The organism is Janthinobacterium woesei (genome assembly GCF_051380875.1).
In the GTDB taxonomy this organism is placed as follows: Bacteria; Pseudomonadota; Gammaproteobacteria; order Burkholderiales; family Burkholderiaceae_D; genus Janthinobacterium.
The window spans coordinates 58,209-81,515 of the sequence record NZ_JBNYXW010000024.1 but is presented as its reverse complement, the minus strand read 5'-3'; the positions used below and the strand labels follow the sequence as shown (position 1 = coordinate 81,515).

Sequence of the window (23,307 nt, the reverse complement as noted above, 5' to 3'; positions counted from 1 at the left end):
AAAACATGATGAAAAAACTCGCGCTGGCGATGCTGTTGTGCTGCGCTGGCGCAAGCTACGCGGCGCCGGAACCGGACGCTTTCTTTCGCGCCGTGTCGGTTGACAACGCCAGCGGTGTGCGCAGCATGCTGGCTGAGGGCATGAATCCGAACCAGCTTGATGCAAAGCGGGGGGACATTGCCCTCGTGCTGGCCCTGCGCGACGATGCCGACAAGGTCTTCAAGGTCTTGCTCGACGCGCCCGGCATCGACCTGGAAGCGCGCTCGGCCAATGGCAACACGGCGCTGATGATGGCTGCCTACAAGCACAGGCGCGATGCCGTCGACGCCTTGCTGGCCAAGGGCGCCAAGGTCAACCAGAGCGGCTGGACGGCGCTGCACTATGCGGCTTCGGCGGGCGACTTGCCCATCATGAAGATATTGCTCGATCGCGCAGCCGTGCTCGACGCGCGCGCCCCGGCCAACATCACGCCGCTGATGTTTGCCGCCCGCGAAGGGCAGGAGGGCGCCGTCAAGCTGCTGCTGTCATGGGGCGCCGATGCCAGCCTGAAGAGCGACCATGGCTGGACGGCCGCACAGTTTGCCCAGGCCGCCGACATGCCGGGCGTGGTGGCCATCATCGTCGCGGCGCAGAAGACCCGCGCGGCGCGCAAATAGTCAGAAAAATAGTCAGTAAGTAATATCTTTTCAGTAATGATTTCCATGCCAGCGCTCAAACTGGCATGGAATTGCCTGTCACCTCAGCCCTTTGTTCCCCTTCCCGATTAACGATAATGAGTTCGTCGCATTAATCAGGAGATCATTCGCATGGGCCATCCATTCAACGCCAGGCGTCGGCTGGTTTGCCGCCGCCCCTCGCGCAGCCCGTGCGATGACACTGCTTTCTGGAATGACAAAATCGACCGGCCATCGGAGCCAGACTCCAAGAGGACAGACATGCTGAATGAACGAGAAATCGAGAGTTGTTACCTGGGGCAATTTATCCCCGTCCATTATCACCACAATATGTTGATGGACCAGAACCGCATGCACGGGTTCAAGGCGGCGATCGATTACGCGGTAAAACCCGGCATGAAGGTGCTGGAGCTGGGTGGCGGCACGGGCGTGCTGTCGTGGTTTGCGGCCGCGCGCGCCGACAAGGTCTGGTGCGTGGAGTTCAATCCGGACATGGTCAAGGAAGCGCACAAGATGCTGGCGCTCAATCCGAACGGTGAAAAAGTCGAGGTCATCCATGCGGATGCCTTCGAATACCTGCCGCCCGAACCTGTCGATGTGGTCATCTGTGAAATGATTCATGTGGGCATGCTGCGCGAAAAGCAGGTGGAAGTGATCGAATCGTTCAAGCGCCGCTATCTGGCCCGCTTTGGCGGGCCGCTGCCCATCTTCCTGCCCGAGGCCGTCATCATGGCCGTGCAGCCGATGCAGCAGGAATACGATTTCGAGGGCTTTTATGCGCCCATCGTCCAATTCCAGGAAACCACCGCCATCCACCCGGGCGTGCAGGAACTGGCGCCGCCGTCCGTCTACAGCATCATCGACTTCAGCCAGCCGACCGACAGCGTGTTCGGCTTCGACGGCAAGTTCGTTGTCGAGCGTAGCGGCACACTGAACGCCTTGCGTTTCGTCACCAAGAACATCCTGGCCGTGGTGCCCGAGCGCTCTACCACCATCGACTGGCTGAATCACTACATGTGCTTGCCACTGGCCGTGCCGGTGGCCGTGAAGGCGGGCGATGTGCTGCAAGTGAGCTTCCAGTACCGCGCCGGCGGCTCGATTCCTTCGCTGGAAGCATCGATCCGCGCACAGGTCATCTATGACGTGAACCTGCAGCCCGTGGTCCAGAACGCCGTCTACGCTTGAACACCTGACTAAACCTGCTGCGCGTCGCGATTTGCGGCCTGCGATGCTCACTGTGCTCTAGCACAGTTGCGCTTCTCAGCCACAACTCGCTGTCGCTCGCTCCGGTTTTGTCAGACGTTCGAACCCGAGTTTGACCAGCGCCGCAGGCATTTCGTCCTGCGGCGTTTGTCCATTCAGGGTATATTTCGTCTTTTACCCACTGGACAGCTTTATTATCATGGAACAGATCGATCAGCGTTACCTCGTGCAACAAAACAAAATCAGCGACGGCGAGACCAAGCCGCCCGTGTTTGCCAAGGTGATGCGCAGCAAGGAAGGCGTGTTTGAAGGCGTCTCGTTCATCAAGTCAAAGGAAAAGGCGACTATCCTGACCATCGAGGAAGCCAACCAGGCCATCAAATGGGCCACCGGCAAGAAGCCGAACGCGCACGAGTACATCACGAAAGTCATTTGCGTCGGCCAATAAGGTCGTCGAAGGTACGCAGCAACTACCGTTCATTCCCGTTTTCACGCCGTCCATCCCCGCATGCTGCAGTTCGTCGCATGGCCGTTGCCGGCGTAACAGCGCTTTTATATAGTGGTGTCACGGTAGCGGGGCAAGCTCAGCTTGCTCCGCACATTTCATTTCAGGGGGACGCGATGCTCGGTTTCGTGCTGTGGCTGTTATTGCTGATGCTGTGCTGGCCCCTGGCCTTGCTTGCCCTCGTGCTGTACCCGCTGGCCTGGCTGTTGTTGCTGCCATTTCGCCTGATCGGCATCGGCGTGGATGGCGTGTTCGAACTGCTGCGCGCCATCGTCATGCTGCCGGCGCGCGTATTGGGCGGCGGACGGCGCTAAATTGTATATTCCCCATAAAAAATGGCGCCATTGGCGCCATTCTCATTTGCGTAACCCATTGCAGAACTGCGCTGCTTACAGATCGACCATGAAACCTGCGCCTATCGATTTCTGCGAATAGTTGTAATCGATCAGGCTCTGGCCATAGCCCGAGAACAGTTGCAGATAACCCTTCAGGTTGGCTTTCAGCGGGAAAGCCCAGCTTGCCTGCATCGAACCATGCTTCTTGCTGAAATTACGGCGCGCGGTCACGGCGTATTCATGGCCCTCATTGCGGTAGCTCAAGCTTAAGTCGCCATGTCCCATGTAATCGATGATATCGATATTGTCATTGTCGGTCTTGCCACTGTCGAGGCGGTGCCACACACGGGCCGCGATGGCCAGATTGTTGTGTTCCATGCCCAGCTCGGCATACACGCGGTTCCAGCTGCGCGACAGGGTGGACGTCTGGCCGTTCGACTGGTGTACCAGGCCAAGGTTCACGTAATTGAATTCCAGGCCGGCAAAATTCTTGTTGATCGGCATGACCAGCATGAGTTCGGGCTGAAAGTTGGTCTCCCGGAAGGGGCTGGACGCCTTGCGGTTATAGGCTTGCCAGAAACTTTGCTGCGTGTAGCCAAACCACATGTCGATGGGCGTGCCGGCTATGTCTTCGAGCATCTTCATCTTGAAGCTTAACTGGAACGTCAACTCCACGTGCTGGCTCTTGACGCCGCCGGGCGTGAAATCCTGGAATGGCTCGTCGTTGGAGGCATTGCTGTAATTGGCCAGCAGCAGATAGGTATCGCGGTGGGGGCGGAAGTTGAACAGGCCCCGTTTGGACGCATCGTTAAGCTCCCAGGATTGCTGGGTGCGCGAGATCGGCGCTTCGGGCGGGGCGGCACCGGCCTGGGCGATATTCGGGATGACGGCATTGACCGCTTCCGGCGTGGCGACGCCGGGCGCGCTGACCATCGTGATGGGCGCTACCTCTGCCGCTGCGGCCAGGGCGGTGGCGGACGTTTTTGCATTGCCGCCGGTGGCGATGGCTGCCGCCTCTGCGGCCTTGGCCAGCATATCGAAGCAGCCCAGGCGGGCGCTGGCGTCACCGAGCACGGCGCAACGCTGCATTTGCTGCTCCAGTTCGCCGGCCATGGCCAGCGCTGGCGACACCAGCAGGGAGGAGAGAATTATTTTTCTTAATTGGGTCGTCATAGGCTGAGTGGGGCAGATCGTTCGGTGTGCGCCTGGGCTGGGATGCCGGCGGCGTCGCCTTGCACGGCGAGATGCCATGCGTATTGATTTTGATTAATCTTTGTTGATTGCTGGCTTAAAAATAAAGCATGGAAAGTATAGCTGAATCCTGCAATTACCCTGCGCGCCTAACGTGCGCGCGTGCGCCGGTGTTGCGCGCACGGTAAAAAATGCTCAGCGCATGCTGCTCAAATCGATGTCTGCTACACTGGAAAACCGGTGCAAACCCTGGTGCGCCGTGGCTAGCCATGGAGATTGTGATGACCCGCAAAACACCTATCGAGCGCTACCGCAACATTGGCATCAGCGCCCATATCGACGCCGGCAAGACCACCACCACCGAGCGCATCCTGTTCTACACGGGCGTCAATCACAAGATAGGCGAAGTGCACAATGGCGCCGCCACCATGGACTGGATGGAACAGGAGCAGGAACGGGGCATCACCATCACCTCGGCCGCCACCACGGCTTTCTGGAAAGGCATGGCCGGCAACTTTCCCGAACACAGGATCAATATCATCGATACGCCGGGCCACGTGGATTTCACGATCGAAGTCGAGCGCTCGATGCGCGTGCTCGATGGCGCCGTGATGGTCTACGATGCCGTCGGCGGCGTGCAGCCGCAGTCCGAAACCGTCTGGCGGCAAGCCAACAAATACCATGTGCCGCGCATCGCTTTCGTCAACAAGATGGATAGGGTGGGGGCGGACTTCCTGCGCGTGCGCCAGCAGATTGGCGCCCGCCTGAAAGGCGTGGCCGTGCCGATCCAGCTGCCGATCGGCGCCGAAGACCATTTTACGGGCGTGATCGACCTCTTGAAAATGCGCGCCATCACCTGGGACGACGCCAGCCAGGGCGTGCAGTTCAGCTATGGCGAGATTCCCGCGGAACTACAGGTGCAGGCGCAGGAGTGGCATGAGCATCTGATCGAACACGCGGCCGAGGCGACGACCGAGATGACGGAACGCTACCTGAATGGCGACACCTTCACGGAAGCGGAGCTGAAACAGGCCTTGCGCGCGCGCACCATCCGCAATGAAATCGTGCCCATGCTGTGCGGCAGTGCATTCAAGAACAAGGGCGTGCAGGCAATGCTCGACGCGGTCATCGAATACCTGCCGTCGCCGATGGAAGTGCCGCCCATCATGGGCCATGACGAGCATGACAACGAAGTGGAGCGCCATCCGACCGACGAGGAACACTTTTCGGCCCTGGCCTTCAAGATCATGACCGACCCGTTCGTGGGGCAGCTGACGTTCTTCCGCGTGTATTCGGGCGTGGTGAACTCGGGCGATATGGTCTACAACCCCACCAAGAGCGCGCGCGAGCGGCTGGGGCGCATCCTGCAGATGCATGCGAATGAACGCAAGGAAATCAAGGAAGTGTATGCGGGCGACATCGCCGCCGCCGTGGGCCTGAAAGCCGTCACCACGGGCGATACCCTGTGCGCCATCGACCATATCATCATGCTGGAAAAGATAATTTTCCCGGAACCTGTGATCTCGCAGGCGGTCGAACCAAAGACCAAGCCGGACCAGGAAAAGATGGGTATCGCCCTGAACCGCCTGGCGCAGGAAGATCCGTCGTTCAAGGTGCATACGGACGAGGAATCGGGCCAGACCATCATGTCGGGCATGGGCGAGTTGCACCTGGAAATTCTGGTGGACCGCATGCGCCGCGAATTTGGCGTCGAAGCGAATGTGGGCAAGCCGCAAGTGGCGTACCGCGAAACCATCACGCGCACGGTGGAGGACGTGGAGGGCAAGTTCGTCAAGCAATCGGGCGGACGGGGCCAGTACGGCCACGTGGTGCTGAAACTCGAACCCTTGCCGCCGGGCACGGGCTACCAGTTCGTCGATGCCGTCAAGGGGGGCGTGGTGCCGCGCGAATTCATCCCGGCCGTCGACAAGGGCATCATCGAGACACTGAAATCGGGCGTGCTGGCCGGCTATCCGGTTGTAGACGTGAAGGCAACATTGACGTTTGGCTCTTACCACGACGTCGATTCGAATGAAAACGCCTTCCGCATGGCCGGTTCCATCGCCTTCAAGGATGGCATGCGCAAGGCCCACCCCGTGCTGCTCGAACCGATGATGCAGGTGGAAGCGGAGACGCCGGAAGAGTTCATGGGCAACGTCATGGGCGACCTGACGGCGCGCCGGGGCATGGTGCAGGGCGTTGACGACATCCCCGGCGGCGCGGGGCGCATCGTCAAGGCGCTGGTGCCGCTGGCCGAAATGTTCGGCTATTCCACCACCCTGCGTTCGCTGACGCAGGGCCGCGCCACCTACACCATGGAGTTCAAGCACTATGCGGCCGTGCCGAAACATGTCCTGGAGCAAGTGGCGGCGGCAGGGAAGGCGAAGTAATCGCTGCTTTCACCCCGGTATTTGCCGTTGGGTTACGGTTAATGCGCCGAATTTTGCGCGATGATCGCATCGGCCATCTTCTCCGCCTCGTCCACCGGCTGGCTCAGGGCCTTGGTGGCGTACAGGGTCGATGCCAGCATCGGCTGGTCCAGGGTTGCGCCTTCGCCGTGGCTGGTATCGACCGTCACGGTCGTCGACAGGCCGATGCGCAGCGGGTGGGCGGCCAGTTCCTTCGGCTCCAGGGTGATGCGCACGGGCACGCGCTGCACCACCTTGATCCAGTTGCCGGTGGCGTTTTGCGCCGGCAGCAGGGAAAACGCGCTGCCCGTGCCGGCCGACATGCCCAGCACCTTGCCGTGGTACACCACCTTGCTGCCGTACAGGTCCGTCTCGATCGTGGCCGCCTGGCCGACGCGGATATTGCGCAATTCGGATTCCTTGAAGTTGGCATCGACCCATAATTGATCGAGCGGCACGATGGACATCAGGGGCGTGCCCGGCGTCACATGGCTGCCCAGCTGCACGCTGCGCTTGGCCACATAGCCGGAAACGGGCGCGATCACGGCGTTGCGGCGCACGGCCAGCCACGCCTGCACCACGTCGCCCCTGGCCGACAGCACGGCCGGGTGGCTGGCCAGGTTGACGCCGGCCACGCCGGACTTGGCGGACTCGGCCTGGCGCTGCGCCACCGTCAAGGCCGCTTTCGCATCATCGACAGCCTGTTTCGCATGGGCCAAGTCTTCGCCGGAAATCGTATGATCAAGCGCCAGCGGCGCGCGGCGAGACAGGTTGCCTTGCGCCGTCGCCAGGGCCAGGCGGCGCTGCTCGATGACGGCGTCGTACTGCGCCACGCTGGCATAGCGTTCGCGCTCCTGGCGCACCACGTTGCCCAGGCGCGCCTCGGCCTGGCTCAGGGCCAGGTTCGCATCGATGCCATTCAAGGTGATCAGCGGGGCGCCCGCCTTGACCATTTGTGTTTCGTCGGCGCGGATTTCATCGACATTGCCCGTCACTTGCGCCGACAGGGTGACCAGGTTGCCGCCCACATAGGCGTTGTCCGTGACTTCTTCCTTGGTCAGCACCAATTGATAGTAGACGGCCCAGGCCACGCCGGCCACGACAAAGGCGGCCGTGATGGCGAGGAGGACGGCCTTGCGCTTGCCGGGTTGTTCCGTTTGGGTGCTCATAGGGGTGGTATCGCTGCTCATGATGTGTTCCGTAGTCAATTGTTATTGTTGGGCGGTGCTGCTGGTGCTGGCATTGGCGGCAAAATCGCTGCTGCCCCGGTAACCGCCGCCCAGTGCCACGTTCAGGTTGATTTCCGCGTTCTGGCGCTGGTTTTGCAGCTGCATGCCCAGGTCCACCTGGCCGCGCACGGTCATTTCCGCACTGAGCTGGGTGGCGCGGTCGGCCAGCCCTTGTTTCAGGCGGGCATTCGCGTTGCGCAACTGCTTTTCGCTGGCGCGCAGGTTTTCCTGCTGCAGGCGCAGCTGGTTTTCCACTCCCTGTACCTTGGCGCCCGCCTGCGCCACATCGCGCACCACGTTGAAAACGTTCTGGTTATAGTCGGCGATCAACGCGTTGCGTTCGCTGCGCGCGCCGTTCAGTTGCGCCTGCAGCCGGCCGCTGTCGAACAGTGGCAGCGACAGGGCCGGACCGATGAACAGCGTGCGGCTGCCCGATTCGAGCAGCTTGCCCAGCCTGATGGCATCGAGGCCAAACGAGGCGCCGAGGTCGATATCGGGATAGAAAGACGCTTGCGCTGCCTCGATGCGGCTCATCGACGCCTGCACGCGCCAGCGCGCCGCCTGCAAGTCGGGCCGGCGCGCCAGCAATTCCATGCCCAGCTTGCCGGGCAGGGCGTGCGGCAACGCTTGCGCTACTTTCGGCTGCAAGGTGGCCAGCGCCGTGCCATCGGCGCCCAATAGCGCGCGCAAGGCTTCGCGCTCGGTGACGATCTGCGTTTCGAGCAGGGCAATTTGTTGCTGCAGCAGGCTCAAGCGCGTTTGCGCGGACAGATGCTCGTCGCTGACGCCCAGGCCGTTGGCGATGCGCTTTTCCTTGTCAATCACCAGCATCTGTTGCAATTTGACCAGCGCATGCAGGTTATCCATGCGCGCCCAGCCGCTTTGCATGCTGAAGTAGCGGCGGGCGATTTCGGCGGCCAGCATCTGCTCGGCCATCGCGTACTCGGCGCGGCGCGCATTGATTTCGCCCAGGGCGGCCGCAATTTGCGCCTTGTGCTTGCCCCACCAGTCGAGGTCGTAATGGGCTTGCACCCCCACCGTCACTTCATTGTAATAATTGCCGCCGATGGGGGCCGGCATCAGGCCGTTGCCTGAATAGCGCTGGCGGTTGGCGTTGGCGTTCACATCCACGCGGGGGCCGCGGTCCGCATGCTGGACGTCAAAAACAGACAGGGCCGAGCCGATGCGGGCATTCGCCACGTCCAGGCCAGGGCTGGCGGACAGCGCCTGCCCGATCAACTGGTCCAGTTGCGGGTCCTGGAACTGGCGCCACCACTGCGCGGCGGGCCAGCCTTCGCTGGCCAGGTGAATGCCGGCCGCCAGTTGGGCGCTGGCCAGGTCTTGCTGCGGCAACTGTTGCGTGTCGGGCGGGATGCTGGCGCAGCCGGCCAAGGCCAAGCTCAGCGCCAGTAAGGTAAGAGGGAGTTTCATCGTCGTCTTTTTATACAAGAGGGTTATTCCATGGCCGCGTGGTCGATCACGACAGGCGCATTTTTCTTTGGTGGTTTGATCAGGAGCAAGAGCGGCAGCACGAGGATGGTCAGCCACATCATCATCCAGAAGTCATCGAGGTAGGCGATCATCGATGCCTGCCGCGTGATTTCGCCGTTCAGCGCCGCCATGCCGGTACTCGTGCCCAGGTCAAACACCTGCGCGATGCCGGGGTCATGCAGGGCCGGGTTGGCGATGGTGATGTGCTCGGTCAAGGAGGCATGCGCGATCTGCGTATTGCGCACCAACAAGGTTTGCACCAGCGCAATGCCGATACTGCTGCCGATATTGCGCACCAGGCTGTAAATGGCCGTGCCTTCCGCCCGCATCTGGGGCGACAGGGTGGCAAAGGTGGCAGCGCTCAGCGGCACGAACACGAGGCCCAGGCCGATACCCTGGATGATGCCGTTCCACACCACGGTTTTCGGCACCAGGTCGAGCGTGAAATTGGCCATCTGCCACAGCGAGAACGCCGTGATGGAAAAGCCCACGCCCAGCAGGATGCGCGTATCGATCTTGCCCGTCAGCTTGCCGACGATGAGCATGGCCATCATCGTGCCCAGGCCGCTTGGCGCCGTCACCAGGCCGGCGATGGCCGCCGGGTAGTTCATCAAGCCCTGCAGCATCGACGGCGTCAGCGCGCGGGTGGCGAACAGCACCAGGCCGACGATAAAGATGAACAGCAGGCCGCTGACATAGTTCGGGTTCTTCAGCAAGCGGTAGTCGAGGAAGGACTTGCCGGCGGGCCGCAAGGCCGTGTGGGCAAGAAAAAAGCACAGGCTCATGGCCAGCACGATCGCTTCGATCCACGTTTCCGTCGAGGAAAACCAGTCGTTCTGTTCGCCCCGGTCCAGCAGCATTTGCAGCGCGCCGATGGACAGGCTCAGGGTGGCGAAGCCGAACATGTCAAAATTCATGCGCCGGTTCGGCGGGTCTTTGCGGATATAGCGCCAGATGCCATAGAAGGCCATGGCGCCGATGGGGATATTGATGAAGAAGACCCAGCGCCAGCTGTAGCTGTCCGTCAGCCAGCCACCGAGGGTGGGTCCCAGGATGGGGCCGATCATCACGCCCATGCCCCAGATGGCCATGGCCGAGCCATGTTTCTCGCGCGGATTGATATCGAGCAACACCGCCTGCGACAGCGGCACCAGCGCCGCGCCAAACACGCCCTGCAGCAAACGCGCGGCGACGATCTCGGAGAGCGTGCCCGACAGGCCGCATAGCACGGAAGCGAAGGTAAAGCCGGCCACGGAGACGAGAAAGGTGTTTTTCTGGCCGAAGCGGTCGCACAGCCAGCCCGTCAGCGGCGTGGCAATGGCGGCGGCAACGATAAATGACGTCAGCACCCAGGTGATCTGGTCTTGCGAGGCGGAAAGGCTGCCCTGCATGTGGGGCAGGGCGACGTTGGCAATGGTGCCGTCGAGCGCCTGGATGATGGTGGCGAGCATGATCGAGATGGTGATCATGCGCCGGTTCAGGGTAGGGTCTTGCGAAGCGGGTACAGCAGACGCGGCACTGGACGAACTCATGCGGATTTCTCCGTGGCTGCCTGCAAGGCTTCCAGCAGTTCGGTGGCGGCCAGCAATTGCTCTGGAGCTATGCCTTGCAGCAATTCCTTGCGGAAGCCGTCCGCTTCCTTGCGCACCGTGTCATACACCTGCATGCCCGCGTCCGTCAGCACCACGCGTTTCACGCGGCGATCCGTTTCCGATGGCTGGCGCTGCACGAAGCCCGATTTCACGAGTCGGTCCAGCATCGACACCATGGTGGGATTTTCCACCCCCAGCTGATGCGCCAGTTCGCTTTGCGACGGTGGCTGCGGTGATTTGGCGATCATGGCGATGGCCATCCAGCTCGCTTGCCCCAGGTCCAGCTCTTTCAGGCGCCGGTCGATGGCCAGACGCCAGCCGCGCGCCGTCTTGTGGAGCGCGGCGGAAAAGCGTTCTTCGATAGAAATCATAAGGTAAGTCGTCTAATAGTTAGGCATCGAACTAATATTTTAGCATGCCGTTTTGCAATGCATGTTGGCCTTCCTGTTTTTTGAACGTACTGCTACATTGATGCAAGTCCATCACCATCAGGAGACAGCATGACGACCGCAGATCAGAAACAAGATGGCCAGCACCGCGACAGCAGCGACTTTGTCATTACGCAAACCTTCGACGCACCGCGCGAACTGGTGTTCCAGTCATGGGTAGAGCCTGAACGCCTGGCGCAATGGTGGGGCCCCCCAGGCTTCGAGTTGAGCGTGCTGGCGCTGGAACTCAAGCCGGGCGGCATTTTCCATTACGGCATGCGCGCCGACAATGGCTACGAGATGTGGGGCAAGTTCACCTACCAGTCGATAGCCGCGCCGGAAAAGATTGTGTCGATTTTGTCGTTCGCCGATAAACAGGGCAACGCCGTGCAGCACCCCGTCAGCGCCACCTGGCCTTTGGAGTCGTTCAATACCATGACGCTCACCGAGGAAGACGGCAAGACGACGATGACCCTGCGCTCCACGCCGCACAAGGCGACTGATGAGCAGCATCAGACGTTTGTGGAAGGACATGCGTCGATGAAGGAGGGCTTCAAGGCCACTTTCGGCCAGTTGGCGCAGTACCTGGCGCGGGTGCAGTAAGTTGCTATTGAACAGCGGGCCGGAGTCGCGGGCCTGAGAAAATGCCCGTGGCTGCGTTGCTTGGGCTTGCCGTACATGCGTACTGCCTGCGCCCGCGCGCCTTGCCCTGGCCATTTTTCAGGTTCGCTTGGCCCGGGGAGCCTGGGTCGAGGGGGCTGGCCTGGGCTTGCTTGAGTTCTGGATTTGCTTGAGTTGTCTATTTGTATTTAAGAAACGTGACCGTAGCATCGTGCTGGCCCAGCGCATGGGCCAGTCCAGCAGGATCGGCCACGCGGCCGACGTTTGAGTAGGAATAGGGTGAAGTAAATGTCTTATAGAAGACAACCAGGGTCTTCGAGCCGTACAGCATGAGGTCGCCATTGCTGATCATTGCCGGCCTCGTCGCGTTGGCAGGCAGCGCCCTCGGCAAGTTTGCATGCTTCTCGTTTCCGTTGAGTTCGGCCATATTCAGCGTCAGCGGCAGCATCCCGGCAAATGCGTGCCCGGTAGCGTTGTCGGACAAGGTGACGACGAAGCGACGTTCTCCAACGATCATCCACATGTGTGATTCCTCCTGTTTGACAGATGCTGCACCTGTCATTGCGACGGCAGAAGCGACCGGCCCAGCAGGCGACTGCGGCCGGGCGTCGCAAGCACCCAGGAAAAGCAAGCCTAACAGCAATCCCGGCCCGTGCAGGCTCCGGTACATGCGCGGTGCGATTTTCGCGGCGCATGGATGCTGCGCGACGTTGCGAAACCTTGGGATGCTCGTGGACACAACTTACTCCATAATTTTTATGTGGCGCAGTTGGCCCGAATCGCCTGCGAGCGCGACGTCAACAGGGTCAGGAAGGCTGCGAGCAGCAGCATGGCCGCGCTCGCGATCAACGTGCTCTGATATCCGCTCTTGTCGAACAGCAAGCCGCCGATAGTGGAACCCAGGGCGATGGCAAGTTGCACTACGGCAACCATCAAGCCGCCGCCAGCCTCCGCATCGCGCGGCAGCGTTGTTGCCAGCCAGGACCACCAGCCAACCGGTGCAGCGGTCGCGACGACGCCCCATATGCCCAGCAGTGCTGCCACGGCGGCGACCTTGCTGCCAAAGAGGGCGAGTGCGATGGCGATGAATGCCATCAGGATCGGAATGGCGACCAGCGTCCGGTAGAAGTTCCACTTCAGGAAGCTGCCGATGATGATGCTGCCGATAAAGCCCCCAAGGCCAATTGCCAGCAGAATCAGCGACAGCGTGGAGATGTCAACGCGCGTCACCGTTTCAAGGAATGGACGCAAATAGGTGAATAAGGTGAACTGGCCCATGAAGAATGTGCTGACGGCCAGCATCCCCAAAGCCACCTTCGGGTCCTGCAACAGTTGAAAGACATTGCGGGAGGCTGCCGAGCCAGCCTGCGGCGGCATGGAGGGCAGGCTGATCCACTGCCAGATAAAAGCGATCAAGGCCACAGGAATCAGGCAGAGGAACGCGCCACGCCAACCGATGACTGAACCGAGGTAACTGCCCAGGGGCGCCGCAACCACGGTCGCCAGCGCATTGCCGCCATTGAAGATTGCCAGCGCACGCGGTACCTGATGGGAGGGCACCAGGCGCATCGCGGTGGCCGCCGACAAGGACCAAAAGCCGCCAACCACCACGCCGATCAGCGCACGCCCGGCCATGTACAGAAGATAGTTCGGCGCCAGCGCGACAAGCGCCCCCGAGATGGCCATCAGTGCGGTCAGCCCCAGCAGGAGGGTCTTGTGGTTCATGCCGCCAGCCATTGTCGACATTGACAGGCTGGCGAGCACCGCGAATGCGCCGGAGATGGCAATTCCCTGTCCTGCCAGGCCTTCGCTGACCAAAAGATCCCTGGCCATCGGCGTCAACAGGCTGACGGGCATGAACTCCGAGGCGATCAGCGCGAAAACGCACAGCGTCATCGCGAAGACGCCGCCCCACATGGCCGGTTGCGCCCCGGCCTCACTGTCCCCATGGACGCCATTCTGGGTAGTGCTACCTGTTACTGCTGTCATCAGATGCGCCTATGCCAGATTTTTATGGAAGAACGAATTGAGCTTCTCCCAGGGAATGAGGTTTACCCTGTCATACAGATCGACGTGCCCGGCGCCTGGAACAATCACCAGTTCCTTGGGCTGGGCCGTAAGCCGGTAAGCCTCTTCGCTGAACTCCCTGGAATGCGCCTGGTCGCCGGTGATGAACAGCATGGGGCGCGGCGAAATCGTCTCGATATCGTTGAACGGATAAAAGTTCATGAATTTGACGTTGCTGCTTAGCGTCGGGTGCGTCGTCAGTTCGCGTGACGACGCTGCCGGTGTGAACTCGCCGCGCGGCGTGCGATAGAAATCGTAGAATTCGCGCTGGATCGGATGCGTATCGCTGTCCAGCCTGTGCACCGTGCCACCGGTGTACTTGGTTTCGCCGCCAGCGAATTCCACGTAACGCTGTTGCACCGCCACGGCATTGCGCGGCTGGCCTTCGCTTTCACCCCAGAACGACTGGTCGATGGCCAGCGTGACGAAGCCCTGTTCGGCCAGTTTCTGGGCGTACAGGTTCGCGCTTTGCTCCTTCACCGCACCCATCGGATGGCCGACGATGATCGCTGGATGCCTGGCATGGCGATCGAGGCCCTTGGGCGTGAACAAATTCCCGACGACCTGCATCTTGTACTGGTTGTTGAAACTGACCTTCTGTGCGCCGACTGTCGCGCTCCTGTAGAAGTTGTCAGCACCATTGGATATTGCTGACACAGGCTTGGCATCCGCGGCGAACGCTGAACTACCGGTGACGGAAAGGCTTCCTAGCGCGACCATGCCGGTGCCTGCAGTCTTCAGGAAATCGCGGCGCGCCAAATCGTGTATCGGCATATTTTTTCTCCAGTCTTCGTGAGGTAGGGGGCAAGAGTCATAGGCTCAGCGACATCCTACTGTCTGATGAATGCGTCGACGCATCGAAAACTGGAACAGGTATATGGGTGTAGCCCATGAATGCTCTGTATATTTATATCGAAATTTGCACATTACCCCTGATATGATGAATCATCGGGGCCGCGCCGCCACACCATCAACAGCCGATTTCAGGAATCATTCACATGTCCAGAGACAACATCGTTGATATTCTTATATTTTTCGAGGTCGCGCGCCAGCGCAGTTTCACGCGTGCCGCCATCAAGCTTGGCATGTCCCAATCGACGCTCAGTCACATCATTCGTGACCTGGAAGCGCGGCTGGGCGTGCGGCTGCTCAATCGTACGACCCGAAGTGTTTCACCGACAGAAGCAGGCGAGCGCCTGCTGACAAATGTCGCGCCGCGCCTTGAGGAGGTCAATGCCGAAATCGCTGCTATCAGCGATTTGAATGGCAAGCCGGCGGGCACTGTGCGCATCACTGCCATCGACCATATTATTGATACCCTGCTGTGGCCAAGACTGGCGCCGGTGCTGCCTCACTATCCCGACCTGAATGTCGAGATTCAATCGGATTACAAACTGATCGATATCGCGGCAGACCGTTATGACATCGGCGTGCGCTATGGCGATCAGGTGGAGGAGGACATGATTGCGGTCCGGCTCACTGCCGACATTCCTACCATGATCGTCGGCTCGCCCAGCTACTTCTCCTGGCATGCGCAACCAACTACCCTGCAGGACCTGATGAAGCACAATTGCATCACTCTGCGCCTGGCGAGTAGCGGCGGCATCTACGCCTGGGAGCTGCAGCATGATGGACGCAACGTGGAAGCCCGGGTGAGCGGCCAGGCCGTGTTCACCAGCGCCGTGCCCATGGTACAAGCCGCCTTGAGCGGCAATGGCCTGGCATTCGTCACGCAAGATCTGGTGGCAGGGCATGTCCGTGAAGGCCGCTTGATCAGCGTCATGCGCGATTGGTGCGGAAAGTTTCCTGGCCTGCATGCGTACTATCCCAGCCGCCGCCACGAATCGAGGGCGCTGCGGATTGTTGTCGACGCCATTCGTCACAAGGAATAAGCCGGGCTAATGCGGTGCTGAATGTCGCCCGTGACGCCAGACCACGCCACGTGGTGACGCGGGCCTGATCTTACTTTGTCGGTGCACAACCTTGACCTACCGCTAGCTGTTTGATCAATGACGGCTTACGCCCCAAAGCGGGCGTTCAACTTTCGAAACTAAGGCTTGCGAGCAGCGTCGCTAGCTGTTTCTTCTGGCGTCACCGGAACGAAAGGGCCTTGCATGCGACGCTTCAAATAACGTTCGCCATCTGGCGAGTTGAAGGCTTTCCACAGCTTAAAGACGACATAGGCAATGAAAATCAAAGTAAAAATGACGGCAATTTCGCGGAAGCTCATTGCATTCTCCTTAGATGTTCGCGTGTGGTCGAAGCGGCCATTGCGTGAGTCTACTTTATTACACTTTTGCCATAAATACCACTAGATGACCACGCGCGAGTCGGTTAGAAACCAAGACAGACAGCACCAACAGAGAACAAACTTGTCCACAGATTTTCACTCGACCAATGGCGGCTTCTGGCCGGTGCGAGTCATGTTCGCGGTTAGTTGTGAGGCGATAGATGCCCTCAACTTCGTCCGAAGACAGCTTTGTAAGGCCACCTTCTATTTCTTGCAACAGTGCAGATTCTGGGAAATGTAAGGTGACAATTTCACCGCCTAGCCGTTCGGCGGTAGTCCGGTAATCGTAAGGTAAGTCGCAATCGTCACCGAGGTGGTCTTCGATGAAGTCAGCAAGCTCATAATCGCCCACAACGACGATGACATGCTCATCATTGTGAAGTCCGATTTGAATATGGGGCAAGACTTGCTTCATATTTTTTCCTACAAATTCATATAAAAGCGCCGATGTCGACCGGCAGCCACTGGCCGAAAGCGGCCCTTATTTATAGGTGTGGCTCGGCGCTGCGAACTACCGCTTCAACGCATTTGAACAACTCGTTGCTCTTCTCTCTACCATGGAGCTGCTGGCACTTCTCCGCCTGTGACCGAATGAGCGCCAGGCGCGGCGGCCTCACACCACCTAGCGTTTCGCGAAAACAGGCCCCGGAACGGTATGAGAACTGGGTCTGTGTAGAAAGCTCCGGGAAATCGAACGCGTCCTCAACGCTCTCTCGCATGGCACTGACTACGCGTAGCTCCATTCCTTTCGGACTGTCAGGAGGTAGCGCCAAAACTTCCGCTCTGCTTCGTCCTTGCGCCCTGAGCGCTCCTGCGGCCAAGGTCGACTTCACCTGGTCGGCGCAGAGAGCGTTAGATGCTTCCATTAAAACCATGGGGTCCGGCAGCAATCAGGGCTCGGGAGGTTGCGCCTGTGCGACTACGCAAAAAGCAGTGGCAAAGATAGAACAAGAGACGTTTTTCATAGTTGATTAATTTAAATGACAGTTTAAGCTGAATGTTTAGTCATGGCCGCTTGCCGACTGCGACATTGTCACGGAACTAGAATTGAGGCTCGGCATCGCGCTCGCGGCAACTGAGCGACGCATAGCGCGCCTTGGCAAGCTTCGTCTTGATCGCCACATCGCGCAGCTCTTGCGCCAGATCAACATGATCTGTCAGGGTGCAGTGGCTGGCGCGGGCGAACTGTTGCAGGTTTTTTGTGCTGCCGTGCACCTTCACTGTCACGCCCGCACCGGGGCTGACACAACAGCCTATGTAATGCGTGATGTATTCTTCCTCGATCAGCACCAGTTCGTGGCCCAGGAACGGCGTTGCCTTGTTCAACAGCTAGTAGTCGGTGTAATCGAAGCGCTGCTGGGGCTGCCTGCTGATGAGGCTTGCGCGCATATAGGCGCGAATCGCCTGGCCGGACGTGCCCGTGCGTTCGCTTGAGCCTTTTTTAAGCTGCAATGCATGGCGCAAGCCGCTTTCCAGTGCCTTGACGTCAGCGGCAAGCGCCATGGCGGAACTGGCAGCACTGGCGGCAAGCAGCGCGAAGGCGATGGCGTGCTTCATTTCGCGTCCATTCCCAGCATCTGCCTGATTACCGGCAAGATCATGTTCCACGCCGGCGACGTGGCCGCGATTTCGTCATAGTGGCTGGCGCCAGGCAAAATCAGCACTTCCGCATGGTCGCCAGCCAGCCTGGCCTTGGCCGCATAGTCGTGCGCGGCGCGGGGCGGCGAGATGGTGTCGAGTTCCCCCGTGGCCAGCACGGTGCGGCTGCCGTTGGGCATCAGCTCGGCGGCGTTGGTGTCGCTGTAGATATCGGGGCGCTGCGGGCTGGCGCTGCCTGCCAGTTGCGCGATATCACGCTCGCAGCTGGACTTGATCAGCTTTTCCTCGTGGCGCAAGTCGGCCAGGCCGCCCAGGCTGAGGATATTTTTCACCGGCAAGACCTTGTCGCGATGCAGCGGGCTGGTCTTTGGCAGTTTTTCCCGTCCGGCGATCCATTGCACCAGTTGTCCACCTGCCGAATGGCCCATGGCCACGATGCGGCTGGTATCGAGCTGGTACTGGCCCGCGTGCTGCTGCAGGCTGTCGAGCGCGGCGTGCATGTCCTGGTAGGTACCGGGATAGCCGCCACCAGGTTCGTCGACCCTGCGGTACTCCACATTCCACACGGCAATACCTTGCGCAGCCAGGGCGCCGGCCACGTTGTGCATCTGCGTGATGCCGCCGAACGCCACCGTCCAGCAGCCGCCATGCACCAGCACCACGACGGGGAACGGTCCCGCACCCATAGGGCGGAACAGCTGCGCGTATTGCGACGGCGCCGCGCCATAGGCGATCTGCACCGTGGGCGCGGGGCCGCGCAGGGCCAGGTAGTCGTCCAGGCTCATGGGAGCGGCGACGGCGCCGTGGATGCAGGCGAGCAGGGCGGTGGCGATCAGGGAGGGCGGCAGGGACATGGTCATGGCTGGTTGCGGGTGGTTGCGCTTGAGAGGATGGCAATACTCTAACATAGGCGTATTGCTCTGGAACAGGTGGCTCAGCGAGTGATGCAATAATAGAAAACACTGTTACGTGCAGCGCTCAAAAAAAACGTTGCCACATGGTATATTTCGGGCATTCATTTATCCCCGCATATAGACACGGTGCACGCAAACAACATCCTCACATTGCTGGACGCCGAGCATAGCGCGCTGGGGAGTATCGCGGCCGGTGTCGATCTGGCGCATGCCCTGGAACATGTGCTGCTGGCGCTGGAGTCGCAGTCCGATGACGCGATGCATGCCGGTCTCGTCCTGATCGACGAAGCCGACCGCTTTTGCGGCATCTCCGCGCCGAGCCTGCCGCAAGACCTCTGCCTTGCCTTGCGCCATGGCGGCGAACAGCCGTCACCGTTCAGTTCGGCCGCCTTTTCCGGCGCGCCCGCGTATTGCGGCGACATCACGCGCGACTTGCAATGGAGCGCCGGGCGCATGGAAGCCATGCTGCACGGCTATCGCGCCTGCTGGGTTGCCCCCGTGTTCGGCGCCAGCGGCCATATCCTGGGCGTGCTGGGCCTGTTATTCCAGGCGCCATGCCATCCCACCCAGCCCGAGATCGACTTGCTGGTGCTGGCCGCGCGCGTCGCCGCGCATGTCATCGAGCGGGGCCTGCTGGAAAAAAAGCTGTACGACAGCCGCGAACACTTTCACTACGCCATCGAACTCAACACCCAGGTGCTGTGGACGGCCGACGTCGACGGCAAGCTCGATTACGTGGCGCAGCGCTGGCGCGAATGGACGGGCGGCAGCGGACTGGGCACCACCTGGCTGGACGCCATCCATCCCCACGACGTGCCCCAGTGCCTGGCGGTTTGGAGCGAATCGGTGGCCAGCGGCCAGCCTTTCGACGTGGAAATGCGCGTGCGCCGGCAAGACGGGCGGTACCTCTGGGTGCATGTGCGTGCATATTGCCGGCTAGACGGGTTTGGCAAGCCCCTGAAATGGTACGGTTCCTGCGAGGACATCGACGAACACTGGCAGGCGCGCCATGCCTTGCTCGACAGCGAAGCGCAGTTCCGTTCGCTGGCATCGACCATGCCCAACCAGGCATGGCTGGCCGACAGCATGGGCTGCACTTACTGGGTCAATGACCAAGTCTGCGAATACACGGGCCAGAGCATGCAATCCTTGGTGGACGGCGGCTTTCGCCACTGCGTGCATGCCGATGACCAGCGCGCGACCCAGCTGAGCTGGAACCAGGCCGTGGCCACGGCCAGCGCCTATGAATACGAATTTCGCATGCGCGGCGTGGCCGATGGCCAGTACCGCTGGTTTCTGGCGCGCGCCTTGCCCCTGTTCGACGAGGCGGGCAAGGTGCTGCGCTGGGTCGGCACCAACACGGACGTGCAGGAACAGAAGAACCTGCTGGAAAAGATGGCTTACCTGAATTCCTCGCTGGAAGTGGAAATGGCCAACCGCACGGCCGACCGCGACCGCATGTGGCGTTTGTCGACCGATATCATGCTGGTGGCCGACCTCGCCGGCATGATCATCGCCGTCAATCCTGCCTGGACGGGCATCCTCGGTCGCCCGGAGGTCGAATCGCTGGGCATGGATTTCCTCAGCCTGGTGCATCCGGACGACCGCATGGCGGCCTTGAAAGACCTGTCGCGCCTGGCCCATGGCGCCACGACCCTGCGCATGGAAAACCGCTACCGGCGCCGCGATGGCGGCTACCGCTGGATTTCCTGGACGGCCGTGCCGGCGCAAGAGCTGATCCACGCCATCGGCCGCGATGTCACGGATGAAAAGGAGGCGCGGCTGGCGCTGGTGCGCAGCGAGCAAGCCTTGCTGCAGGCGCAAAAGCTCGAATCGATCGGCAAGCTGACGGGCGGCGTGGCGCACGACTTCAATAACGTGCTGCAAATCATCTCGGGCAATCTGCAACTGCTGAAACTGACGGTGGCCGACAAGCCGCAGGCGGCCAGGCGCCTCGATTCGGCTGCCTCGGCGGTGGAACGGGGCGCCAAGCTGGCGTCGCAATTGCTGGCCTTTGCGCGGCGTCAACCGTTGAAGCCGCTGGTGACGGACCTGGGGCGCTTGCTGCGCCGCATGCATGAGCTGATCCGCCGCGCGCTCGGTGAAGATGTCTTTGAGGAAACTTTCATCAGCGACGGCCTGTGGCATACCCTGGTCGACCCGAACCAGATGGAAAACGTGCTGCTGAACATGGCCATCAATGCGCGCGATGCGATGCAAGGGGGCGGGCGCCTGACGTTCACCTTGAGCAATGTCACGCTCGACGCCGCCTATGCCAGCCGGCATGCCGACGTGCTGGCTGGCCAGTATGTGCTGCTGACGATTACCGATACGGGCCACGGCATGGAGCGCGACGTGATCGACCAGATCTTCGAGCCCTTCTTTACCACCAAGCGTGAAGGCGAGGGCACGGGCCTGGGCCTCTCCATGGCTTACGGCTTCATCCGCCAGAGCGCGGGCCATATCAAGGTGCACAGCGCGCCGGGCGCCGGCACGACCTTCAAGATTTACCTGCCGCGTTCGTTCGAAATGCTGGCCGAACCGCCGCCCGGCCTGGGCGGCCCCGTGCTGGGCGGCGGCGAGACCATCCTGGTGGTGGAAGACGATGCGCCGGTGCAGCATACGGTGGTCGACATGCTGCGCGGCTTAGGCTACGACGTGCTGTATGCGGACGACGGCGAATCCGCCTTGTCGCTGCTGCGCACGGGCGTGGCTGTCGACCTGTTGTTTACGGACGTGGTCATGCCCGGCCCCGTCAGCAGCAAGGAGCTGGCGCAGCAGGCCAGGCAGCTGCTGCCCGAGCTGGCCGTGCTGTACACCTCGGGCTATACGCATAACGCCATCATGCAGGGCGGGCGGCTGGATCCGGGCGTCGAACTGCTGAGCAAACCGTACCGGCGCGAAGACCTGGCGCGGCGCATCCGCCACCTGCTGGCCGACCGCCGCCTGGTGGGCGCGCCCGACCCGTCCGGACGGCGCATCCTGCTGGTGGAAGACAATGACGATGCGCGCGAAATGAGCACGGAAATGTTGAACATGCTGGGCCACACCGTGCATGGCGTGGCCAGCGCCGAGCAAGCCTTGCCCTTGCTGGCCATGCCTGGGCTGGACGTGCTGGTGACCGACATCAGCCTGCCTACCATGTCCGGCCTGGAACTGGCGCGCCATGCGCGCGAACACTGGCCGCAGCTGGAAGTGATTTTTGCTTCCGGCCATGATTGGGGCGCCAGCCTGATGCAGGACGCCAGCGCGCGTTTCCTGCGCAAGCCGTTCAGCCTGGAAGAGCTGGCGACGGCCCTGAAAGCGCGCCGGCCGGTTTAGCTTGCCGCGGCAGCGGGCGTGAACCAGGCCCGTGCTCGCCTACCATGACGCCCTCAGCTTCCGGCCAGTGGCAGGGTAACGCTGAACAGGGCGCCATTGCCAGGCTGGCTTTGCAGGCTGATGGCGCCGCCGTGCGCATCCACCAGCTGCTTGGTGATGAACAGGCCCAGGCCGAGGCCGCCCGTGTGGTCCTGGTGCATGACGCGCTCGAAGGCGTCGAAGATGCGTTCCTGGTCGCGCGCATTGATGCCGATGCCATGGTCGCGCACTTCGATGACGGCGCTGTTCTGCGTGTACCCCAGGCTGATTTCCACGGGCTGGCCCTGGCCGTAGCGCACGGCATTGCTGATCAGGTTGACAACAATCTGCTCCACGCGGAAGGCGTCCCAATAGCCGTTGATCGCTTCAAACGCCAGCACTTCGAGCTCGCTGCCCGTGCTGGCCGCATAGGGCGCCAAGTCGTCGGCCACGCGGCGCACCAGGTTCGTCAGGTCGACCGCTTCGCGGCGTATCGACAGCTTGCCGCTGCTGATGCGCGAAACGTCGAGCATGTCGTCGATCAGGCGCACCATGCTGCGGATCTGGCGGCCGTCGCGCGCCACCATCTTGTTGAGCTTGTCCGGTTCGAAGGCGGCCAGGTTGCCCCGTTCGAGGTTGACGGTGCGCATCTGCGTTTCCAGGAACAGGGTGTTGAGCGGCGTGCGCAATTCGTGCGCCACCATGGACATGAATTCGTCGCGCAGGCGCAAGGAACGCTGCAGCTCAGCCTGCGTGGCGCGCAATTCCTTGAGCAGCGCTTCCTGCTGCTGGCGGCTGTATTCGAGCGCCTGCACCTGGCGCCGCGTCTCGCTGCGCTGCTGGTGCAGGGCAACGAAGACATTGACCTTGCTTTGCACGGCATTGATGTCGAGCGGCTTGTGCAGGAAATCGACGGCGCCGCTTTCATAGCCCTGGAAGGCGAAATTCATTTCCTTGCCGGCCGCCGTGACGAAGACGATGGGGATGTGGCGCGTCTTTTCCGTGCCGCGCATCAATTGCGCCAGCTCAAAACCATCCATTTCCGGCATTTGCACGTCGAGGATGGCCAGTGCGAAATCGTGCTCCAGCAGCAAGGCCAGCGCCTCTTCTCCTGAGGAAGCCTGGTAGATGCTGCGGTCGCTCTCGCGTATCAGCGCATTGAGCGCGCGCAAGTTTTCCGGCAAGTCGTCGACGATGAGTAATTTGGTACTGGTTTCAGTGTTCATGTTTCATTCCTGGCAAGGTCTTGCCATGCAGCGTAGTGAGTAGCGGCGCGCGATGGCGCACGCTTGCGGTAGAGTTTTTCCGGCCCTGGCAATGCCTCGAAGCCGGTGGCAAAGCGCGTGAATTGCACGCTTTCCTTGCTGCCCAGGCCCAGCGCGCGCTCCTGCAAGGCTTTATTGAAGTAGATCAAGAGGTTG

23 protein-coding genes are annotated in these 23,307 nt (G+C 61.0%); 8 read left to right on the top strand and 15 right to left on the bottom strand.

What is annotated here, in order from left to right:
- Nucleotides 1-5: 5 nt before the first annotated feature.
- The 4 genes from ACQ4W6_RS23910 to ACQ4W6_RS23895 all read left to right on the top strand — a co-directional run bounded on the left by ACQ4W6_RS23910 (nt 6) and on the right by ACQ4W6_RS23895 (nt 2,696).
- Nucleotides 6-656, top strand: coding sequence for an ankyrin repeat domain-containing protein (locus ACQ4W6_RS23910; RefSeq protein WP_436569658.1), 651 nt, complete (start codon nt 6-8; stop codon nt 654-656).
- Nucleotides 657-935: 279 nt separating this feature from the next.
- Nucleotides 936-1,859, top strand: a complete 924-nt coding sequence (locus ACQ4W6_RS23905) for a class I SAM-dependent methyltransferase (protein WP_436569657.1) — start codon at nt 936-938, stop codon at nt 1,857-1,859.
- 217 nt (nt 1,860-2,076) lie between these two features.
- The gene (locus ACQ4W6_RS23900; RefSeq protein WP_436569656.1) at nt 2,077-2,325 is read left to right on the top strand and encodes a hypothetical protein; all 249 of its coding nucleotides are present in this window, start codon (nt 2,077-2,079) and stop codon (nt 2,323-2,325) included.
- A gap of 173 nt (nt 2,326-2,498) precedes the next feature.
- Nucleotides 2,499-2,696, top strand: coding sequence for a hypothetical protein (locus ACQ4W6_RS23895; protein ID WP_436569655.1), 198 nt, complete (start codon nt 2,499-2,501; stop codon nt 2,694-2,696).
- A gap of 75 nt (nt 2,697-2,771) precedes the next feature.
- On the opposite strand, the gene ACQ4W6_RS23890 is transcribed toward ACQ4W6_RS23895, so the two are convergent.
- Entirely contained in the window at nt 2,772-3,890 is a 1,119-nt protein-coding gene (locus ACQ4W6_RS23890; protein ID WP_436569654.1) for a phospholipase A, read from the bottom strand.
- A 299-nt stretch (nt 3,891-4,189) separates the two neighbouring features.
- Between ACQ4W6_RS23890 and fusA the strand changes: the two genes are divergently transcribed.
- Entirely contained in the window at nt 4,190-6,298 is a 2,109-nt protein-coding gene (gene fusA, locus ACQ4W6_RS23885; RefSeq protein WP_436569653.1) for an elongation factor G, read from the top strand.
- Nucleotides 6,299-6,336: 38 nt separating this feature from the next.
- On the opposite strand, the gene ACQ4W6_RS23880 is transcribed toward fusA, so the two are convergent.
- From ACQ4W6_RS23880 to ACQ4W6_RS23865, 4 genes are read right to left on the bottom strand one after another with little or no spacing between them, the layout of a single operon-like run.
- The gene (locus ACQ4W6_RS23880; RefSeq protein WP_436569652.1) at nt 6,337-7,506 is read right to left on the bottom strand and encodes an HlyD family secretion protein; all 1,170 of its coding nucleotides are present in this window, start codon (nt 7,504-7,506) and stop codon (nt 6,337-6,339) included.
- A 21-nt stretch (nt 7,507-7,527) separates the two neighbouring features.
- Complete coding sequence (locus tag ACQ4W6_RS23875; RefSeq protein ID WP_436569651.1) at nt 7,528-8,976, bottom strand: efflux transporter outer membrane subunit; 1,449 nt, start codon at nt 8,974-8,976, stop codon at nt 7,528-7,530.
- A 23-nt stretch (nt 8,977-8,999) separates the two neighbouring features.
- The gene (locus ACQ4W6_RS23870) at nt 9,000-10,568 is read right to left on the bottom strand and encodes a DHA2 family efflux MFS transporter permease subunit (RefSeq protein WP_436569650.1); all 1,569 of its coding nucleotides are present in this window, start codon (nt 10,566-10,568) and stop codon (nt 9,000-9,002) included.
- Nucleotides 10,565-10,999: a MarR family winged helix-turn-helix transcriptional regulator gene (locus ACQ4W6_RS23865; protein ID WP_436569649.1), complete on the bottom strand. Its 435-nt coding sequence runs from the start codon at nt 10,997-10,999 to the stop codon at nt 10,565-10,567. Before ACQ4W6_RS23865 ends, ACQ4W6_RS23870 begins: the two co-directional genes overlap by 4 nt.
- A gap of 129 nt (nt 11,000-11,128) precedes the next feature.
- On the opposite strand from ACQ4W6_RS23865, the gene ACQ4W6_RS23860 reads away from it, so the two are divergent.
- Nucleotides 11,129-11,659 carry an SRPBCC family protein gene (locus tag ACQ4W6_RS23860; RefSeq protein ID WP_436569648.1) on the top strand — a complete coding sequence of 177 codons (531 nt, stop codon included), beginning with the start codon at nt 11,129-11,131 and terminating at the stop codon, nt 11,657-11,659.
- A 196-nt stretch (nt 11,660-11,855) separates the two neighbouring features.
- Here ACQ4W6_RS23860 and ACQ4W6_RS23855 read toward each other — a convergent pair whose 3' ends face one another.
- The 3 genes from ACQ4W6_RS23855 to ACQ4W6_RS23845 form a co-directional block, all read right to left on the bottom strand.
- Nucleotides 11,856-12,200, bottom strand: a complete 345-nt coding sequence (locus ACQ4W6_RS23855) for a cyclophilin-like fold protein (RefSeq protein WP_436569647.1) — start codon at nt 12,198-12,200, stop codon at nt 11,856-11,858.
- 233 nt (nt 12,201-12,433) lie between these two features.
- Nucleotides 12,434-13,573: an MFS transporter gene (locus tag ACQ4W6_RS23850; protein WP_436569667.1), complete on the bottom strand. Its 1,140-nt coding sequence runs from the start codon at nt 13,571-13,573 to the stop codon at nt 12,434-12,436.
- 102 nt (nt 13,574-13,675) lie between these two features.
- Nucleotides 13,676-14,518, bottom strand: coding sequence for an alpha/beta hydrolase (locus tag ACQ4W6_RS23845; RefSeq protein ID WP_436569646.1), 843 nt, complete (start codon nt 14,516-14,518; stop codon nt 13,676-13,678).
- Nucleotides 14,519-14,742: 224 nt separating this feature from the next.
- Between ACQ4W6_RS23845 and ACQ4W6_RS23840 the strand changes: the two genes are divergently transcribed.
- Nucleotides 14,743-15,636 (top strand): LysR family transcriptional regulator, encoded by an 894-nt coding sequence (locus ACQ4W6_RS23840; protein ID WP_436569645.1) that lies wholly within the window; start codon nt 14,743-14,745, stop codon nt 15,634-15,636.
- 158 nt (nt 15,637-15,794) lie between these two features.
- Here the strand turns inward: ACQ4W6_RS23840 and ACQ4W6_RS23835 are convergent, their stop codons facing one another.
- The 5 genes from ACQ4W6_RS23835 to ACQ4W6_RS23815 all read right to left on the bottom strand — a co-directional run bounded on the left by ACQ4W6_RS23835 (nt 15,795) and on the right by ACQ4W6_RS23815 (nt 18,493).
- The gene (locus ACQ4W6_RS23835; protein WP_436569644.1) at nt 15,795-15,974 is read right to left on the bottom strand and encodes a hypothetical protein; all 180 of its coding nucleotides are present in this window, start codon (nt 15,972-15,974) and stop codon (nt 15,795-15,797) included.
- A 58-nt stretch (nt 15,975-16,032) separates the two neighbouring features.
- A complete protein-coding gene (locus ACQ4W6_RS23830; protein ID WP_436569643.1) occupies nt 16,033-16,449 on the bottom strand; it encodes a hypothetical protein in 417 nt (138 codons plus the stop codon).
- Nucleotides 16,450-17,075: 626 nt separating this feature from the next.
- Entirely contained in the window at nt 17,076-17,360 is a 285-nt protein-coding gene (locus ACQ4W6_RS23825) for a hypothetical protein (protein WP_436569642.1), read from the bottom strand.
- 3 nt (nt 17,361-17,363) lie between these two features.
- Complete coding sequence (locus ACQ4W6_RS23820) at nt 17,364-17,591, bottom strand: hypothetical protein (RefSeq protein ID WP_436569641.1); 228 nt, start codon at nt 17,589-17,591, stop codon at nt 17,364-17,366.
- Nucleotides 17,588-18,493 carry an alpha/beta hydrolase gene (locus ACQ4W6_RS23815; RefSeq protein ID WP_436569640.1) on the bottom strand — a complete coding sequence of 302 codons (906 nt, stop codon included), beginning with the start codon at nt 18,491-18,493 and terminating at the stop codon, nt 17,588-17,590. The genes ACQ4W6_RS23820 and ACQ4W6_RS23815 overlap by 4 nt, the downstream gene beginning before the upstream one ends.
- A gap of 180 nt (nt 18,494-18,673) precedes the next feature.
- Between ACQ4W6_RS23815 and ACQ4W6_RS23810 the strand changes: the two genes are divergently transcribed.
- On the top strand, nt 18,674-21,868 hold the full coding sequence (locus tag ACQ4W6_RS23810) for a PAS domain-containing protein (protein ID WP_436569639.1): 3,195 nt from the start codon (nt 18,674-18,676) through the stop codon (nt 21,866-21,868).
- A gap of 53 nt (nt 21,869-21,921) precedes the next feature.
- Here the strand turns inward: ACQ4W6_RS23810 and ACQ4W6_RS23805 are convergent, their stop codons facing one another.
- Both ACQ4W6_RS23805 and ACQ4W6_RS23800 read right to left on the bottom strand, forming a co-directional pair.
- Nucleotides 21,922-23,112, bottom strand: coding sequence for a hybrid sensor histidine kinase/response regulator (locus ACQ4W6_RS23805; RefSeq protein ID WP_436569638.1), 1,191 nt, complete (start codon nt 23,110-23,112; stop codon nt 21,922-21,924).
- Nucleotides 23,109-23,300 carry a hypothetical protein gene (locus ACQ4W6_RS23800; protein WP_436569637.1) on the bottom strand — a complete coding sequence of 64 codons (192 nt, stop codon included), beginning with the start codon at nt 23,298-23,300 and terminating at the stop codon, nt 23,109-23,111. Before ACQ4W6_RS23800 ends, ACQ4W6_RS23805 begins: the two co-directional genes overlap by 4 nt.
- Nucleotides 23,301-23,307: the final 7 nt, after the last annotated feature.